This window comes from Arthrobacter sp. 10N410 (genome assembly GCF_056394945.1).
The window spans coordinates 548,025-564,704 of record NZ_JBFTIP010000001.1 but is presented as its reverse complement, the minus strand read 5'-3'; the positions used below and the strand labels follow the sequence as shown (position 1 = coordinate 564,704).

17 protein-coding genes and 1 tRNA gene are annotated in these 16,680 nt (G+C 67.6%); 6 read left to right on the top strand and 12 right to left on the bottom strand.

What is annotated here, in order from left to right:
• Positions 1 to 194 precede the first annotated feature (194 nt).
• The gene (locus tag AC1DB8_RS02715; protein ID WP_476892118.1) at positions 195 to 1,394 is read left to right on the top strand and encodes an acetyl-CoA C-acetyltransferase; all 1,200 of its coding nucleotides are present in this window, start codon (positions 195 to 197) and stop codon (positions 1,392 to 1,394) included.
• On the top strand, positions 1,394 to 1,906 hold the full coding sequence (locus AC1DB8_RS02710) for an aminoacyl-tRNA deacylase (RefSeq protein ID WP_476892117.1): 513 nt from the start codon (positions 1,394 to 1,396) through the stop codon (positions 1,904 to 1,906). Before AC1DB8_RS02715 ends, AC1DB8_RS02710 begins: the two co-directional genes overlap by 1 nt.
• 108 nt (positions 1,907 to 2,014) lie before the next feature.
• Here AC1DB8_RS02710 and AC1DB8_RS02705 read toward each other — a convergent pair whose 3' ends face one another.
• From AC1DB8_RS02705 to AC1DB8_RS02660, 10 genes are all read right to left on the bottom strand, one after another.
• Complete coding sequence (locus AC1DB8_RS02705) at positions 2,015 to 3,847, bottom strand: bifunctional metallophosphatase/5'-nucleotidase (RefSeq protein WP_476892116.1); 1,833 nt, start codon at positions 3,845 to 3,847, stop codon at positions 2,015 to 2,017.
• A 205-nt stretch (positions 3,848 to 4,052) separates the two neighbouring features.
• The gene (gene rplL / locus AC1DB8_RS02700) at positions 4,053 to 4,427 is read right to left on the bottom strand and encodes a 50S ribosomal protein L7/L12 (RefSeq protein WP_441417028.1); all 375 of its coding nucleotides are present in this window, start codon (positions 4,425 to 4,427) and stop codon (positions 4,053 to 4,055) included.
• Positions 4,428 to 4,502: 75 nt separating this feature from the next.
• The gene (gene rplJ, locus AC1DB8_RS02695) at positions 4,503 to 5,102 is read right to left on the bottom strand and encodes a 50S ribosomal protein L10 (RefSeq protein WP_441417027.1); all 600 of its coding nucleotides are present in this window, start codon (positions 5,100 to 5,102) and stop codon (positions 4,503 to 4,505) included.
• Between the two features lie 291 nt (positions 5,103 to 5,393).
• Positions 5,394 to 6,512: a GNAT family N-acetyltransferase gene (locus tag AC1DB8_RS02690; RefSeq protein ID WP_476892115.1), complete on the bottom strand. Its 1,119-nt coding sequence runs from the start codon at positions 6,510 to 6,512 to the stop codon at positions 5,394 to 5,396.
• A 148-nt stretch (positions 6,513 to 6,660) separates the two neighbouring features.
• Positions 6,661 to 7,773 (bottom strand): GNAT family N-acetyltransferase, encoded by a 1,113-nt coding sequence (locus tag AC1DB8_RS02685; protein ID WP_476892114.1) that lies wholly within the window; start codon positions 7,771 to 7,773, stop codon positions 6,661 to 6,663.
• A gap of 95 nt (positions 7,774 to 7,868) precedes the next feature.
• Positions 7,869 to 8,576: a 50S ribosomal protein L1 gene (gene rplA / locus AC1DB8_RS02680; protein WP_441417024.1), complete on the bottom strand. Its 708-nt coding sequence runs from the start codon at positions 8,574 to 8,576 to the stop codon at positions 7,869 to 7,871.
• A 188-nt stretch (positions 8,577 to 8,764) separates the two neighbouring features.
• The gene (gene rplK, locus AC1DB8_RS02675; RefSeq protein WP_003803853.1) at positions 8,765 to 9,196 is read right to left on the bottom strand and encodes a 50S ribosomal protein L11; all 432 of its coding nucleotides are present in this window, start codon (positions 9,194 to 9,196) and stop codon (positions 8,765 to 8,767) included.
• 130 nt (positions 9,197 to 9,326) lie between these two features.
• Positions 9,327 to 10,133 (bottom strand): transcription termination/antitermination protein NusG, encoded by an 807-nt coding sequence (gene nusG, locus AC1DB8_RS02670; protein ID WP_441417023.1) that lies wholly within the window; start codon positions 10,131 to 10,133, stop codon positions 9,327 to 9,329.
• Between the two features lie 112 nt (positions 10,134 to 10,245).
• Positions 10,246 to 10,530 carry a preprotein translocase subunit SecE gene (secE, locus tag AC1DB8_RS02665; RefSeq protein ID WP_056738571.1) on the bottom strand — a complete coding sequence of 95 codons (285 nt, stop codon included), beginning with the start codon at positions 10,528 to 10,530 and terminating at the stop codon, positions 10,246 to 10,248.
• A 79-nt stretch (positions 10,531 to 10,609) separates the two neighbouring features.
• Positions 10,610 to 10,682, bottom strand: a tRNA-Trp gene (locus tag AC1DB8_RS02660).
• A gap of 288 nt (positions 10,683 to 10,970) precedes the next feature.
• Between AC1DB8_RS02660 and AC1DB8_RS02655 the strand changes: the two genes are divergently transcribed.
• On the top strand, positions 10,971 to 12,188 hold the full coding sequence (locus AC1DB8_RS02655; protein WP_476892113.1) for a pyridoxal phosphate-dependent aminotransferase: 1,218 nt from the start codon (positions 10,971 to 10,973) through the stop codon (positions 12,186 to 12,188).
• An 81-nt stretch (positions 12,189 to 12,269) separates the two neighbouring features.
• Here AC1DB8_RS02655 and AC1DB8_RS02650 read toward each other — a convergent pair whose 3' ends face one another.
• Both AC1DB8_RS02650 and AC1DB8_RS02645 read right to left on the bottom strand, forming a co-directional pair.
• On the bottom strand, positions 12,270 to 12,959 hold the full coding sequence (locus AC1DB8_RS02650; protein ID WP_441417021.1) for a LuxR C-terminal-related transcriptional regulator: 690 nt from the start codon (positions 12,957 to 12,959) through the stop codon (positions 12,270 to 12,272).
• Complete coding sequence (locus AC1DB8_RS02645) at positions 12,956 to 14,320, bottom strand: ATP-binding protein (protein WP_476892112.1); 1,365 nt, start codon at positions 14,318 to 14,320, stop codon at positions 12,956 to 12,958. The genes AC1DB8_RS02650 and AC1DB8_RS02645 overlap by 4 nt, the downstream gene beginning before the upstream one ends.
• A 125-nt stretch (positions 14,321 to 14,445) precedes the next feature.
• On the opposite strand from AC1DB8_RS02645, the gene AC1DB8_RS02640 reads away from it, so the two are divergent.
• From AC1DB8_RS02640 to AC1DB8_RS02630, 3 genes are read left to right on the top strand one after another with little or no spacing between them, the layout of a single operon-like run.
• Positions 14,446 to 16,083 carry a PspC domain-containing protein gene (locus AC1DB8_RS02640; RefSeq protein ID WP_441417019.1) on the top strand — a complete coding sequence of 546 codons (1,638 nt, stop codon included), beginning with the start codon at positions 14,446 to 14,448 and terminating at the stop codon, positions 16,081 to 16,083.
• 1 nt (position 16,084) lies between these two features.
• The gene (locus tag AC1DB8_RS02635) at positions 16,085 to 16,345 is read left to right on the top strand and encodes a hypothetical protein (RefSeq protein WP_441417018.1); all 261 of its coding nucleotides are present in this window, start codon (positions 16,085 to 16,087) and stop codon (positions 16,343 to 16,345) included.
• A 3-nt stretch (positions 16,346 to 16,348) separates the two neighbouring features.
• Positions 16,349 to 16,603, top strand: coding sequence for a PspC domain-containing protein (locus AC1DB8_RS02630; protein WP_441417017.1), 255 nt, complete (start codon positions 16,349 to 16,351; stop codon positions 16,601 to 16,603).
• Positions 16,604 to 16,680 lie beyond the last annotated feature (77 nt).

The following is a 16,680-nucleotide window of genomic DNA, read 5'->3' as shown; positions in this document are numbered from 1 at the left end:
AGACGCAAATATCTACGATACGGCAAAGCAACCTACTTGTCTACCCCACTTGCGGCGTGAATGCAAGCACGGCCCCCGCTCCCCCACGGCCTCGCCGCGGGCCCACCCACAGCCGGGACGATTCCGCGGAATGGCTCCGTGATGGGGCTCACGATAGCCTTGGAGGACATCGTTAGAGATCGGAAGAGATAACCATGAGCAACTCCGCGGACAACAATGATGTTGTCATCCTCGCCGCCGCCCGCACCCCGCAGGGGCGGCTCAACGGGCAGTTGGCCAGCTTCACCGCCGTCGAACTCGGCGCCCACGCGATCCGGGCGGCCCTGGCCGCCAGCGGAGTGAAGCCGGACCAGGTCGACTCGGTGGTCATGGGCCAGGTCCTGCAGGCCGGCGCGGGCCAGAACCCGGCCCGGCAGAGCGCCATCGGCGCCGGCATCGGCTGGAACGTCCCCACCGTCACCATCAACAAGGTCTGCCTCTCCGGCCTCACCGCCGTGATCGACGCGGCCCGGATGATCCGCAGCGGCGACGCCACGGTCGTCGTCGCCGGCGGCCAGGAATCCATGAGCCGGGCGCCGCACCTGCTGCCCGGCTCGCGGCAGGGCTGGACCTACGGCTCGGTCCAGGCACTCGACGCCGCCGCCCACGACGGCCTCACCGACGCCTTCGACGGGCAGTCGATGGGCCTGTCCACCGAGAGCAAGAACGTCACGCTCGGCATCGACCGCACCTCCCAGGACGAAGTGGCGGCGGCATCGCACCAGCGCGCCGCCACGGCGGCGAAGGACGGGGTGTTCGACGGCGAAATCGCCCCGATCAGCGTCAAGCAGCGCAAGGGCGACCCGATCGTGGTCGGCACCGACGAGGGGATCCGCCCGGACACCTCCGTCACATCCTTGGCGGCCCTGCGCGCCGCCTTCGCCACGGACGGCACGATCACCGCCGGCAACTCCTCCCCGCTCTCCGACGGCGCCGCGGCCCTGGTCCTCACCTCGCGGAAGTTCGCCGAGGACCACGGCCTGGACTACCTGGCCGTCGTCGGCAAGCCCGGGCAGGTCGCCGGACCGGACAATTCGCTGCACTCCCAGCCCTCAAATGCGATCAAGAACGCACTGGACAAGGCCGGCTGGTCCACCGGGGACCTGGACTTCATCGAGATCAACGAGGCCTTCGGTTCCGTGGCCGTGCAGTCGCTCAAGGACCTGGACTACCCGCTGGAACAGTGCAATATCCACGGCGGCGCCATCGCCCTGGGCCACCCGATCGGCGCCTCGGGGGCCCGGCTGGCCCTGCACGCGGCCCACGAGCTGAAGCGGCGCGGCACCGGCAAGGCCGCCGTGTCGCTCTGCGGCGGCGGCGGCCAGGGCGAAGCCCTGCTGCTGTACCGCGACTGATGAGCGAGCTCGTCTCGGGCCAGGACCGCGGCGGCGGTGCCGGCAGGAAGCGTTTCCTCGCCGACGCCGCCGCGCGCGGACTTGAGGTGGAGCTGGTTGAGCGGCTGGCCGCCAGCAGCCTGGAGGAGGCCGCCGGTATCCTCGGGATCGCCCCCGGCGACATCGTGAAGTCACTCGTGGTCAAACACAAGGACGGCAGCTTCCTCTTCGCCCTCGTTCCCGGCGACCGCCAGATCTCCTGGCCCAAGCTCCGCCAGCTGGTCGGCGTCAACAAGCTCTCGCTGCCTGGCGCCGACGTCGCCCCCGCGGCGACCGGCTACGAGCGCGGCACGATCACCCCGCTCGGCAGCACCTCCCCGTGGCCGGTCTACGCGGACAGCACCATCACCGGCCGGCGGATTTCGATGGGCGCCGGCGAACACGGCTACAGCGCGTTCGTCGACGCCGACGCGCTCACCGCGGCGCTTGGCGCCGTCGTCGCGGACATCACCGAGCCGATGCCGGCCGTCTAATACACCCGGGTTAAAACCAACGCGGGGTCACTTCCAGCCCATCCGAGGCCAAAGGATGGGCGAGAGGTGACCCCGCGTTGCTGTTTCCGGCGGAAGGGTCCGTAGGAATCAGGCGGTGACGGTCAGCGGCGCCCCGTTGACTGTGAGCCGCCAGTTGCTTTGGCTGAATACGGCCGCGTCCAGGGTGCCGAGGTCCACGACGTAGTCAATGATGCGCTGCCGGATTTCCTGCTGGCTGTTGGAGAGCACCGGCGCGGTCTTCACGGCCGGGAAGTTCCCTCCGCCGCTCTGCCGGTAGTTGTTGATCGCCATCGCGAATTCCTGGCCGGCCGGGACGGGCGCCCCGCCGTACGTCAGGTTCATGATCCGGTCCCCCACCGGGCGGGCGAGGTCGATCTCGTAGTCCAGCGGGGCGTCCAGGCCGTAGACGACGTCGTAGTTATAGTCCGGGGTGCCGTTCGGCGCCATCGCGGTGGCCGCGTTCGTGACGTCCTGGGCGCTGGCCGTTGTGCCGGAGACCGGCTTGAAGTACTGCGCGGACCATTCGAGGTAGGCCTTGACCTGGGCGCCGGTGACCTTGATGGACAACAGCGTGTTGTCGAAGATGTACAGCCCGGCCACGTCGCGGATGGTCAGCGGGCCCGCCTTGACGTCCACCGCCCGCGAGAACGCCGCCGCGATGGAGAGCACCGGGAGCCCGGCTGCCGGCCCGTTGGCCAGCTCCGCCTTGATAGTGCTCGCCTGGACATAGTTGATCGCGTCGATCGCGGCCGAGTCGCCCCAGCAGGCGGTCGCCGTGCTCAGCGGCGCGGTGGACGTGCCGATCACCTGGTTCACGTACTTCACGGTCGCCTGGTGGCCGGCCTGCACGGCGCTGACGACGGCGGCGTCGGCATCGACGGTCTTGGCGTCGAGGAGGTGGGAGTGCGCCGAGACGACGCTCCACTGCCCCCGGTCCTTGGCGAGCTGCAGGTCGATCACGGCGACGCGCATCCCCCACTTGAGGGGTTCAGTCAGGAGCACCTGCCGGCCGGTGGCCTTGTTGGTGACGAAGCGTTCCGGAATCTCCAGGTGGGCGTGCCCGACTAGGATCGCATCGATCCCGGGGACCTCCTCGGCGAGCTGGGTGGAGGCGTTCTCGGGGAACGGCAGCGCATCGCCGTAGGAAGAGCCCGGCGTCGCACCGGAGTGGCTGGAGACGATGACGACGTCGGCTCCGGCCGCCTTCATCTGCGGGATGACGGTCTTGGCCTCCTCGACGATCCCGTTGAAGTCGAGCTTGCCCTGGACGTTGTCGCGGTCCCAGAGCGCGCAGCCGGGGGTCACGAAGCCGACGAGTCCCACGGTCAGCCAGCCGTTCCCGGTCTTGACGCGCTTGAGGATGTACGGGGTGAAAGCGCGCTGGCCGGTGACGGCGTCGTGCACGTTCGCGCCGAGCAGCGGGAAATCCAGCTGCTTTTCCCAGGTCCGCAGCAACGGGATGCCGTAGTTGAATTCGTGGTTGCCGAGCGCGACGGCGTCGTAGCCCACGGCGTTCATGGCCAGTGCCATGGGGTGCTTGACGGTGTCGGAGATGGGGTTGACCTTGGCGAAGTAGTAGGCCAGCGGCGTGCCCTGGATCGTGTCCCCGGAGTCGATGGTGAGGGTGTTGCCGGCGCCGCGTTCTGCCCGGACCGCCTTGATCAGGGTGGCGGCCTGCGCGATGCCGATCTTGTTTCCTGCGTTGTCCGAATAAGGCACGTCCTTGAAGTAGTCCCAGTTGAAGACGTTGTTGTGCAGGTCGGTGGTGCCGAGCACGGTCAGCTGGAACTGCTTCTTCCCGTTGGCCGGCGCGGCCTGGGCCGCCGGGGCGCCGGAGAGGGCGGCAGCGGCAGCGCTGCCGCCGACGAAGGCCGCGGTGAGCATGGCGCGGCGGGAGAACGAAGGATTCGGATCGGTCATTGGGTGGACTCCTCAGGGTTTGGCGGCCGGTCGGCACAGAGCCAAAGTCTAGGGGCCGCGCACGCTCCTGAAAAGGAGAGCCCCCAATCATTTACAAAAGGTTCACCTGGGCCGTATCCGACCCGGAACGCAGGAAACCCCGCCCACCGGAGTGGACGGGGTTTCCCGAAGCTGGAAAGCTGAATGCCTTCCGGAGCTGAGAGTGTTACTTGAGGGTAACGGTGGCGCCGGCAGCCTCGAGCTGCTCCTTGGCCTTCTCTGCAGCTTCCTTGGTGGCGCCTTCGAGGACAGCCTTCGGTGCACCGTCGACCAGGTCCTTGGCTTCCTTGAGGCCGAGGGAGGTGATGGCGCGAACTTCCTTGATCACTGCGATCTTCTTGTCGCCAGCAGCTTCGAGGATGACGTCGAAGTCGGTCTTCTCTTCAACCTCTTCAGCGGCGCCGCCGGCGGGGCCAGCAACAGCAACCGCAGCAGCGGTAACTTCGAAGGTCTCTTCGAAGAGCTTGACGAACTCGGAGAGCTCGATGATGGTCAGTTCCTTGAAAGCTTCAATGAGCTCTTCGTTGGTGAGCTTCGCCATGGTTGGCGTCCTTCCTATAGTGGTGCTTGGCGGCCGGGGCCGTGCCTTCGCACCGGAGTCTGGTTTGAAAGAGAGTTAGTTCTCTTCGGCAGCTGCGGCTTCGGCCGGAGCTGCGGCTTCGGCGTTAGCCTCGGCTGCGGGGGCTTCTGCTTCTTCAGCGGCGGGCGCTTCGGCAGCTGCCGGTGCACCGTTCTCTTCTTCAAGCTTGAGGCGCAGTGCGTCGATGATGCGTACAGCAGCGGCAGCAGGAGCCTTGAGGACGCCTGCAACCTTGGCGAGCTGCAGCTCACGGGACTCGAGTGCTGCCAGGGCAGCAACTTCGCTGGCGTTCAGTGCCTTGCCTTCGAAGTAACCGGTCTTGATAACCAGCTGCTTGTTGGCCTTGGCAAAATCCGTCAGGCTCTTGGCAGCGGCAACTGCGTCACCCTTGATGAACGCGATTGCAGTGGGGCCGGCGAGCTGACCGTCGAATGCTTCGACACCAGCTTCCTTGGCTGCAATTGCGGTCAGGGTGTTCTTGACGACCGAGAACTTGGTTTCCTGGCCGAGAGAAACACGCAGCTGCTTGAGCTGTGCAACGGTGAGCCCACGGTATTCGGTCAGGACAGCGGCGTTCGATTCCTTGAAATCGTTAGTGATCTCAGCTACTGCTGAAACCTTGCTAGGCGTTGCCATAACCCTCCTTCCGGGGATAGTGCCGGTTTGTCCGGGTCCCCGCTCGGATGAGCTAAAACTAAAAACGCCCCGCGCAGATGCACGGGGCTTGGCTCAACGCGATCATGTCGCGGAGCTTTGCTTCGTTCACCTGCGCCGGCCGCCCTATGTCAGGGTCCTTCGTCTGGAGATCCACTGGCCCTCCCGGCGCAGCTGCAGAATTGAGCCTTGCTTGGGAGAGTGGATTTCCAACAACCGACGGTCTTTGGTCCCATCAGCTTACGGGAAGGGCACCGTGTGCTCCAAATCGGCTCAGCTGACACTGGGCCGGAAGTCCGGCAGCTCCTTTTGCCAGATGCCCGTCACGCCCGCGGTGGTGAACCCGAGCTGCTGGTTAACGGTGAGGAGGTAGCGGTTTTCCGGAGCGTTCCAGGTATAGAGCACACGCGCGTCCGGGAACTGTTCGGTCAGCCTTTCCATGTTCGCCACCTTAATCAGCAGGCCAAGCTTGTTGCCGCGGTGCTCGCGCAGCACAACGGTGTCGTCCTGGAAGACGACGTCGGGGCGCAGGGCCAGGACGCTGATGGTGGTCAACCCCACGAGCGTTCCGCTGGCGATGTGCTCGACGGCGGTGACCACCGTCCGACGTCCCTGCGCGATGGCGACGTCCTCCGCCTCACGGAGGATGCCGCCGTCGAACACCAGAGCCCCGTCGTCGGCGCCCGGGATACCATCCTCTCCGGCCTGGTTCTCCAGCGCGGCGACAGCCTCGAGCCACTGCTCCGGGCAGCGGTCCGTCCAGTGGTGCAGCCGGTAACGTCCGGCGTTGGCTTCTTCCGCCTCGGCCTGCAGCTCGGCGACCAGCTTGCTGTCCAGCGGAAGGGTGCAGGAGCTGAACTGTTCGATGTGCTGCAGGGTGTAGCCGGTGTGCTGCGCGAATTCCACCTCCCGGCTGTTCAGTGGCACGAACCCCATCCCGGTACCGGGAATCAGCTGCCCTGCCTTGCTGTCAGCGAGCGTCGCGCCGGGGTGGTTCGTGTCGATCAGGATGATGCGCCTGCCCTCCTCCCGGGCCAGGTGCTCCGCGGCTTCCAGCAACTGCCGCCCCACGCCGCGGCCCTGGAACTCCGGCAGGATGTCGAGGGTGAATTCGGCGAGGTCCAGGTTGTCCGCGAGCGGCAGGGCAATATCCACGGTTCCGACGATCTGGTTGTCGACCTTGGCCACCAGGATCACCTGGCGTTCATAGGGGTCCGCCAATTCCAGCAGCTTCTCCAGCGGCGCGTAGGCCAGGTCATCGCTCCCCCACGTCTGCATCCGGACTTTCCGCCCTACTTCGACGGCGGCAAGGAAATCTGCTGCATCCGGTCCGTCCAGCGAATCCGGGATCCAGAGCTGCTCGACCCGTACCTCGTGTGCCTTAGCGGGCATGTTCCCAGCCATCCTGCCGCCCAATGCTCTACCGCCCCATGCGTTGCCCGGCCCGCGCCGGGCTTTCAAGCGTCAGCATATGCCCGTTTGGGTCCGCATTCCATGGCCGGCACCGGGATGTTTGCGGGCAGCCTCGATGCAGGCGGGGTCACTCGGACGCCGCTGCTGTCCCGGACGTGACGGAGCGTTGCCATTCCCCGTCCCAGCCGGCCGGACGGAAGCCGAGGGCCACGTTGATGGCCAGCATGTGGTCGTTTTCGGCGGCGTTGAAGGTGGTGACGCGTTCGACGCGGGGGTAGTCCGCCAGACGGCGGAGGTTGGCGATCTTGACCAGCATGCCCAGGCGGTGGCCGCGGTGGTTGGCGGCCACCAAGGTGTCATCCTGCTCGGCAAGCCACGGCTTGCTGGGCGCCAGCTCGAGGACGGAGTAGGCGGCCAGTGCGCCGCTCTCCCGGTGCCGGGCCGCAGCCACGAGCGAGACGTTGCCGGCCTGTTTCCAAGTGTCCTCCACATGCCGGACGCGTGCGGCGTCCCAGGTTTCCTCGTCAAAGCTGAGGCCTCCCGTGGGCGCGTCCGTGCTCATCCGTGACATCAGCACGGCAAGCTGCTCCACGTGTTCGTCCGGGCAGCGGTCCGTCCAGGTCAGCAGCTCGTACCCGGCGGCCCTGGTCCGCGCGTCCCGCTCCAGGCCGTCCAGCGCCGGCGCCGCGGCAGCGAGGTCCAGGCTGCTGAACCGCTCCACCTGCTCGAGCTGGTAGCCTGCCGCCGCGGCGAAACGAACGCCGCGGGCCGCCGCCGGCAGGGCGCCGGTCCCGGTCAGCGGGGCGATCACGTCCGGGCCGTCGGCGTCGAAGTCCGCCGGGTGTTCCGTGAAACTCATCAGGACGCTGCGGCCGTCAGCGGCGGCCAGCTCCTCCGCGTGCTGCAGCAGCGCCCGGCCGATCCCGCGGCCGGCATACGCCCTGAGCACGGCGACGTGCAGGAGTGCCCGGCCAAGGTTCTCCTGCTGCTCGAAGCGGATCCAGGACTTCGCCGCCATCCGGCCGTCAACGCGGACAAAGAAGATCCGCATCCGGGTGTAGGCGTTGTCGCGCCAAAAGCGCAGCCGCGCCGGGGGCGCCGTCGCCCGGTCCAGGCTTCCCCAGGTTTCGAGGGTCAGCGCGTCACAGAGGCGACCGAATTCGTGGAAGTCCGCGGCGTCCGGGGCGTCGATGGTTTCCGGGAGGGTCAGGGGTTCGATGAGGTACGTCGCTGGAGTCACCGGGACAGCCTAACCGGGGTCCGGAATGCAGAAAAGACCGCCCCGCGGACGCGGGACGGTCTTTTCGCTGCTTACTACGGCAATCCGGGAGGGGATTAGACCTCGGTCAGGACCTTGGTGACGTTGGGGTCAACCGAGATGCCCGGGCCGAACGTGGTGGCGACGGTGGCCTTCTGGATGTAGCGGCCCTTGGAAGCGGACGGCTTGAGGCGAAGGACCTCTTCCAGAGCGGCTGCGTAGTTCTCGGCCAGCTTGATGGCGTCGAAGGAAACCTTGCCGATGATGAAGTGCAGGTTCGAGTGCTTGTCGACGCGGAAGTCGATCTTGCCGCCCTTGATGTCGTTGACAGCCTTGGCGACGTCAGCGGTCACGGTACCGGTCTTCGGGTTCGGCATCAGGTTGCGCGGGCCGAGGACCTTACCGAGGCGGCCAACCTTGCCCATGAGGTCAGGGGTGGCGACGGCGGCGTCGAAGTCGGTCCAGCCGCCGGAGATCTTCTCGATCAGGTCGTCGGAACCGACGAAGTCGGCGCCGGCTGCGATTGCGGCCTCAGCCTTGTCGCCCGTGGCGAAGACGAGGACGCGGGCGACCTTGCCGGTGCCGTGCGGCAGGTTGACGGTGCCGCGGACCATCTGGTCGGCCTTACGGGGGTCGACACCGAGGCGGAACGCGACCTCAACGGTGGCGTCGAACTTGGACGGGTTGGTGTCCTTGGCGAGGGTCACTGCCTCGAACGGCGCGTAGAACTTCTCCGCGTCGATCTTGGCGGCGGCTGCCTCATATGCTTTGCTGCGCTTTGCCATGCTGCTTATTCTCCTTGTGCAGTTGTGGTCTGCGGACCGCGCTGGGTCCTGCCACAGTCGGATGCCGAACGGTTGATCCGTTCCTGGTTCCCGACATTTCAATGTTTAGGTGGTGCCGGTCGCCCGGCGGTGCTGTCCGTCGTCGGTTTCGGTTTCCCGGACCCGGCGCCGCATCAGCGGTGGGGGAATTAACCCTCGACGGTGATACCCATGGAACGGGCGGTGCCGGCGATGATCTTCGCGGCGCCTTCCAGGCTGGTGGCGTTGAGGTCTTCCATCTTGGTGGAGGCGATCTCGTTGACCTGGGCCTGGGTCAGCTTCGCAACCTTGACGGTGTGCGGGGTAGCCGAACCCTTGGCGACGCCTGCAGCCTTCTTGATGAGCTCTGCAGCCGGCGGGGTCTTGGTGATGAACGTGAATGAACGGTCTTCGTAGACGGTGATTTCAACCGGAATAACGTTGCCGCGCTGGGCTTCCGTCGCAGCGTTGTACGCCTTGCAGAATTCCATGATGTTGACACCGTGCTGGCCAAGCGCAGGACCGATCGGCGGGGCCGGGTTAGCGGCACCTGCCTGGATCTGCAGCTTGATGAGGCCGGTGACCTTCTTCTTGGGAGCCAATGTAGGGTCCTTCTCTCAATTACGTCCTGGGACACAGGAGCGTGCCTCAGGTTGTTGGCCGCCATGGCGAGGCGGCCTGCCGCTCCAAGGCTGCTAAGCGGGCAGCCCGGGGCGAATTCTGTCGGTGTTGCTAGATCTTGCTGACCTGGTTGAACGCCAGCGTGACCGGGGTCTCGCGCTCGAAGATGGAGACCAGCACCACGAGGGTCTGCGAATCCACCTTGATCTCGGAGATCGTGGCGGGGAGGGTCTCGAAGGGACCTTCCTTGACGATAACGGATTCGCCGACCTCGAAGTCGACGTCGACCGCGGCGGCTGCGTGCTTGACCGGCTTGCCCTTCTCGGCCTGCTCTTCTTCGAAGACCGGGGCGAGCATGGAGAAGACCTCGTCGAGGCGCAGCGGCACGGGGTTGTGGGCGTTGCCCACGAAGCCGGTGACGCCGGGGGTGTGGCGGACGGCGCCCCACGAGGCGTCGGTCAGGTCCATGCGGACCAGTACGTAGCCGGGGATGCGGACGCGGTTGATGACCTTGCGCTGAGCGTTCTTAATCTCAACGACTTCCTCCATCGGGACCTGGATTTCGAAGATGTAATCTTCCATGTCCAGGGTCTGGATGCGGGTCTCAAGGTTTGCCTTGACGCGGTTTTCGTAGCCGGCATACGAGTGGATGACGTACCAGTCACCCTCCTGGCGGCGCAGCTTGGCCTTGAATTCGTCGGCGGGGTCGACCTCGGCCGCGGCGGCGGCAGCCGCGAGGGCGTCGCCTTCCTCGCCGGTTCCGGTTTCCTCGGCAGCTACGGCCTCGTCAGCAGTCTCATCGGCGGCGTCGGATTCGGGCGCAGCAGACACAGCCTCGGACTCTTCCGTGGCTTCCGCCGCGGCGTCCTGGCTCTTATCCAGCTCAGTCTCAGTTACCTCGAGCTCCTGCTCAGACACTTGGTCTCCTGCTTCCTCATTGCCTAACATGCCTATTTAAATGACTCAATTCCGCACACCCCGCGGAAGCTCCGGTTTCCCGGAGGTCCACGCAGTCTGCGGACCGGTCGCCTTAGCGGTCCGTGGCGCCTGTTCCGCCGAATACCCAGCTCACTCCGGTCCCGAAGGCCAGGTCCAGCAGGGTGACGATCACCATCATGATGACCACGAACACCAGCACCACGAGCGTGTAGTTGATCAGTTCCTTGCGGGTGGGTGCAACGACTTTCTTCAGTTCACCGATGACCTGGCGGACGAAGAGTGCAATCCGAGCGAAGAATCCTGCCTTAGGGGCATTCTTGGCGGGGCGGCCTTTGGAGCTGCTGGCAGCTGTTTCGGTCACCTGATCCTCACTCATCCTCGCGATGTCGGATACCCGGCTCTGGACTGAACCATGGTTGCTGCGCTGGTTCCGATAAACCCCGGAACAGCTTGCGCAGGGCAGACAGGACTCGAACCTGCAACCTGCGGTTTTGGAGACCGCTGCGCTACCAATTGCGCCACTACCCTATGGATCGAAAACCGGTCAGACCGCGCATTTCCGCAGGCTTCCCTGAGGCGCACGCCATCATCGTGTTTTCAACACCGGAGAACCAGTCTACGCAACAACTGCGTCCACGTCGAACCGGCTCCGTCCGGACCCCTGGCTGCCTGCGGAAACGGCGGACCCGAAAGCCGCTTTCCCGCTCTGGGTCACATTCATACCCGGCACCCCGGAGGATCCGCTGAACAGCATAGAGTAGATTTCGTCGAATCCCCTCATCCAGCCACGAGCTGAACGCGAAGAACGGACCCGCAATGCCTGCCGCCCGCATTTCCCAGCGCATTTCCGCCATAGCCGAATCCGCCACACTGGCTGTCGATGCCAAGGCGAAGGCGTTGAAGGCGGCCGGCCGGCCGGTGATCGGCTTCGGCGCCGGCGAACCCGATTTCCCGACTCCCGGCTACATCGTCCAGGCAGCCATCGAGGCCGCGGGCCAGCCGAAGTACCACCGGTACTCCCCCGCCGGCGGGCTGCCCGAGCTGAAGCAGGCCATCGCGGACAAGACCTTCCGGGACTCCGGCTACAAGGCCGAGGCATCCCAGGTGCTCGTCACCAACGGCGGCAAGCAGGCTGTCTACAACACCTTCGCCACGCTGCTGGATCCGGGCGACGAAGTGATCGTCCCTGCGCCGTTCTGGACCACTTACCCGGAGGCGATCCGGCTGGCCGGCGGCGTTCCGGTGGAGGTCTTCGCCGGCCCGGAACAGGGCTATCTGGTCACGGTGGAGCAGCTGGAAGCGGCCGTCACGGACCGCACCAAGATCCTGCTCTTCGTCTCCCCGTCCAACCCCACCGGCGCTGTCTACTCCCCGGAGCAGGTCCGCGAAATCGGCCAGTGGGCGGCCGCCAAGGGCCTCTGGGTGGTCACCGACGAGATCTACGAGCACCTGACGTACGACGGCGTGCCTTTCACCTCGATCGCCACGGCCGTCCCCGAGCTCGGCGACAAGGTGGTCATCCTCAACGGCGTCGCCAAGACCTACGCCATGACCGGCTGGCGGGTGGGCTGGATGATCGGCCCGGCCGACGTCATCAAGGCCGCCACCAACCTGCAGTCGCATGCCACCTCCAACGTTTCCAACATCATGCAGATCGCTGCCCTCGCGGCAGTTTCCGGCCCGCTCACGGCGGTCGATGAGATGAAGGTGGCCTTTGACCGCCGCCGGAAGGCCATCGTGGCCGGGCTCAACGCGATCGAGGGCGTGGACTGCCCCACGCCCAAGGGCGCCTTCTACGTCTACGCCGACGTCCGGGGGCTGCTGGGCAAGGAGTTCCCCACCGCGAACGGCCCGGTCCGGCCTTCGACGTCGGCCGAACTCGCCGCGCTGATCCTCGACGAGGTGGAAGTCGCTGTCGTGCCCGGCGAGGCCTTTGGCCCCTCCGGTTACCTGCGCTTGTCCTACGCACTGGGCGACGAGGACCTCGCCACCGGCGTCGGCCGCCTCCAGGACTTCCTCGGCAAGGCCAAGTAGCGGCCCGAACCTCTGATGCTCTCTCACATAGGGTCCCCAAGCCGCCGGCTTGGGGACCCTATGTGACGGAGCATCTTAGGGTTAGAGGAGGCGGCGCTCCGCGGCCCAGCGGGTCAGCTCGTGCCGGCTGGAGAGCTGGAGCTTGCGCAGTACCGCCGAGACGTGGGTTTCTACTGTCTTGATCGAGATGAACAGCTCCTTGGCCACTTCCTTGTAGCTGTAGCCCCGCGCGATCAGCCGCATCACCTCAAGTTCGCGGGCCGACAGCCGGTCCAGTTCATCGTCGGCGATGTCCGCCGGGGCGGTGCCGAAGGCGTCGAGGACAAAGCCCGCCAGCCGGGGTGAGAAGACGGCGTCGCCGCCCGCCACGCGGCGCACCGCGTCGCTGATCCCCGCCCCTGAAATGCTCTTGGTGACGTAGCCCCGCGCTCCGGCGCGGATTACGGAGACGACGTCCTCGGCGGCATCCGAAACGCTCAGCGCAAGGAACCTGGTGCTGCCCAGCAGCGCCGCGGAGCCGGCCAGGACCTCGCGTCCGCCGCCGCCCAGTCCGCCAGGAAGATGGACGTCCAGCAGCACGACGTCGGGACGCGCCTCGGCGATGACGGCGACGGCTTCTTCTACGGTGCCCGCCTCGCCGACCACGAGGATGCCGGGATCCAGGTCGGCCTTCAACCCGGAGCGGAAGATGGCGTGGTCATCGACGATCACCACGCGCGTGGCCACGGGAGGGGTCCCGGCCCCGCTGCTGGCCAAGGGCTGGGTGCTCATGGTTGGTCCTCTCCGTTGGTTCTGGTGCCGTTGCCGGCGGCTGTGTTGTTGGTGGTGGCAGCGAGCGGCAGCCTGAGCCGCACCTCGGTACCGTCGGGGCCGCTGGCGATGGCGGCGGTGCCTCCGTGGCGCCGCATCCGGCCGATGATGGATTCCCGGACGCCCAGGCGGTCGGCGGGGATCGCGCCCGGATCGAACCCCGGCCCCCGGTCCTTGACGAAGACCTCGGCGGCGTCATCGGTGACTTCCAGGTACACCGAGACGGCGCCGCCGCCGTGGCGGGCCGCGTTGAGCATGGCCTCGCGGGCTGCCTGGACGAGGGCCTCGCGGCGTTCTGTCATGGCGCAGTCCCCCACGGTCACGACTTCCACGGCGTGCCCCAGGGAGTCCTCGACGTCCGCGGCGGCAGCCTTGAGCCCGGCGGAGAGCTGGCCCGAGTCCGGCCCGGGGTCGCGGTAGAGCCAGCCCCGCAGCTCCCGTTCCTGGGCGCGGGCGAGGCGGACGACGTCGTGCTCGTTGGCGGCGCGACGCTGGATCAGCGCCAGCGTTTGGAGCACGGAGTCGTGCAGGTGGGCGGCGATCTCGGCCCGTTCGGTGGCACGCACCCGGCCGGCGCGCTCGGCCTCCAGATCACGCCAGAACTTCAGGCCCCAGGGCAGCAGCACCAGCGCCACGCCGCCCAGGACGGCCACGGAGGCCAGCAGCGCGAGCCAGGTCTGCTCCCAGGAGCCCGAGCCGGACACCATCAGCAGCACCCCGGCCACCACCAGGGCGAGCCCGGCCGCGAGCCTTGCCCAGCCCCCGGCTTGGTCGGCCTTGGTCTTGTCCACGAGGCCGGCCCGCCGCGTTTCATCCAGCTGCATCCAGGCGATGGCCGCGCCGCCCAGGATCGCGGCAACCGGGATAAGTGTGCCTAGCGGCACGTCCAGGCCAAAGAGCCGGGCGATCAGGATGCCGGCCGCCAGCAGCAGCCCGGCGCCGAGCAGGATTTCCTTGCCGTACGGCATGCCCGGGAACCGCGTCCGCCAGGCCCCTGCCGGGACGCCGGCGCCGGCATCCACGCCGACGCCGCTCCCCCCGCCTACCGCGGGACCGCCTACCGCGGGCGCGCTCACCGCGGGAGCGATCGGCGACGCCGGCTGACGGGCGTTGCGCTTAGAGTTCTCGTCCGCGGTGGGCACCATGATCCAAAGCCAGGCATAGAACGCGACCCCGGCGCCGCCCGCGAGCGCCGCCACCACCATGCCGATCCGGACCATCCGCACCGGCCAGCCCAGATGATGGGCCAGGCCCGCGCAGACGCCGGCGATCACGCGGTCGCTGCTGCGGACCAGCGGCGGGCGGGAAACGGCTGTCGTCATGGGTCAATCCAAACACGGACCGGGGTTTCCCGGAGCCGTTTTCGGTCGGAACCGGGGACCGCTCAGGGGCCGTTCAGGGTCTTCCCCAGTAGAGCGCCGGGCCCCCTGGGCGGGAGGATCGAGGTATGAACCCGCACACTCCGCACCCAGATGAGGACCCGAACGCTTCGGGCCGTCCGGATAGCACTCCGGACGCCACTTCCGGCGGCCCCGCCGACACCACTGCGGCGGCCGGCGAACCAGCGCAGGAGGCTCCGCCGCTTTACCCGCCGGGCGGCCCGTACCCGTCCGGCCCCGGGGCCACCCCTCCCCCGTACACCGGCGCCCCGCCGGCCCCGGGCGTGCCGCCGCAGAACTTCTTTGACTGGATCCGCAGCCACGGGATCTACCGCGGCCGTCAGCGCTGGGTCGGCGGCGTCGCCAGCGGCATTGCCCAGCGGCTCGGCGTCGACCCCTTGATCGTGCGCGGCATCCTGATCGTTCTGACCGTGTTCGCCGGCGTCGGCGTCCTGTTCTACGGCCTGGCCTGGGCGCTGCTGCCGGAGCCGGACGGCCGGATCCACGTCCAGGAGGCGGCCGCCGGCCGCTGGAGCTCGGGCATGACCGGCGCCCTGATCACCACCATCATCGGGTTCCCCAGCCTGGGCAGCGGCGTCTGGGGCTGGGACCGCTACGGCTTCGGCGCCTTTGTCTGGACCGTGTTCTGGGTGGGCGGCGCCATCTACGTCATCTACTACCTGACGCAGCGCAACAAGGCCCGGGCCGGCGGACCCCCCGCGTCCCCAAGGCCGGGGACGGGAGGTGCCGGCTGGAGCGCGGCGGGCGCCGGCACCTACGGCACCATGTCCGGCACCGGCACCGGCACCGGCCCGGGCAACCCCGCCACACCCGGCGACAGCGCCCTCGACGGCACCTACGAGAGCACCTACGAGAGCACCTACGGCGGCACCGGACCGAACCCCACCGGCACCAACCAGACCCTCCCGCTGGAAGGACTCCCGGCGCGGAATTGGGAGGACCATTCCGGAGCTGCCCCCGGCTGGGCGGTACCGCCCGCCGCCGGCCTCACCCCGCCCTACGGCGGCGGTTACGGACCCGTGCCGCCGGCCGCGCCGGTGCCGGCCCCCAAGCCCCGCAACCTGGGCCCCGGCGCTTCTGCCGTGGCGGTAACCGCCGGCATCGCGCTCCTGGTCGGCGGCGGCATCAAGGCCCTCGACGCCGCCCACGCGATCAACCTCGGCACCGCGGGCAACGCCGTCGTATGGGCCAGCGCCGCGGCGGTGCTGGGTCTGGGGATCCTGGTCTCCGGGCTCCGGGGCCGGACGGCGGGCATCCTGGGGTTCTTCGCCGTCGTGGCACTGATCATCGGCGGGATCTTCAACCTGGTGCCCAACGCCGACCGGGCCCGCTTCCAGAACATCGACTGGGCCCCGGCGAGCATCGAGCAGGCCCGGGACGGCTTCGACATCACGGGCGGGACCGGCACGGTGGACCTGACCAAGCTCAACCTGAACCCGCCGCTGGGTTCCGACGTCGTGGTCCGGCTGGATGCCACGGCGAGCAATGTCACGGTGGCCATCCCCACCAGCGTCCCGGTCCAGGTCCAAGCGGACATGACGATGGGAAACCTCAGCGACAGCCGCGGCAACCACGGCGGCATGACCACCCAGCAGAACGACTACAACACGGACAAGCCCGGCAGCCGCCTGATCGTCAAGATCTCGGGGACCCTGAGCAACGTCACCGTGAAGGAAGGGAACTGACATGAGCAGCTACGACCCGGCGGACACGCCGGCGGGGCCCTCGACCGACGGCGGTCCGCGGGCCCGCGTGGGAACCGTGGTTTGGGGGCTGATCGTGCTGGCGCTGGCCGCGCTGATCATCATCTCCCGGCTGGGCCTCGTCGCCCTGAACGGAACCTATGTGCTGATCGGCCTGATGATCGGGGCCGGCGCCGCGCTGGTGGTCGGCGGATTACTGTCCGCCCGCAGACGTGACAAAGACACTACGACAGGGAAGTCTTGAACCATGGATAAGTTCTTCAGCATCGTCCGGGGCCTAGGCCTGAAACGCGGCCCGCAGCGCTGGCTGGGCGGCGTGTGCGGCGGGATCGCCGCCAAGCTGAACGTCGACGTCGCGTACGTCCGGATCGGATACCTGCTTTTCGCCCTCATCCCCGGCCCCGCCTTCGTGTTCTACCTGGCAGCCTGGCTGATCCTGCCGGACCAGCGGAACGCGATCATCCTCGAGTCCTTCCTGGAGAGGCGCGCCGGTCGGCCCTGAGCCGGCCCTGAGCCGCGGCGGCAGCCGCCTGCCCCACCACGAACGCGCAGTGCCCCCGCCGACTCCGGCGGGGGCAC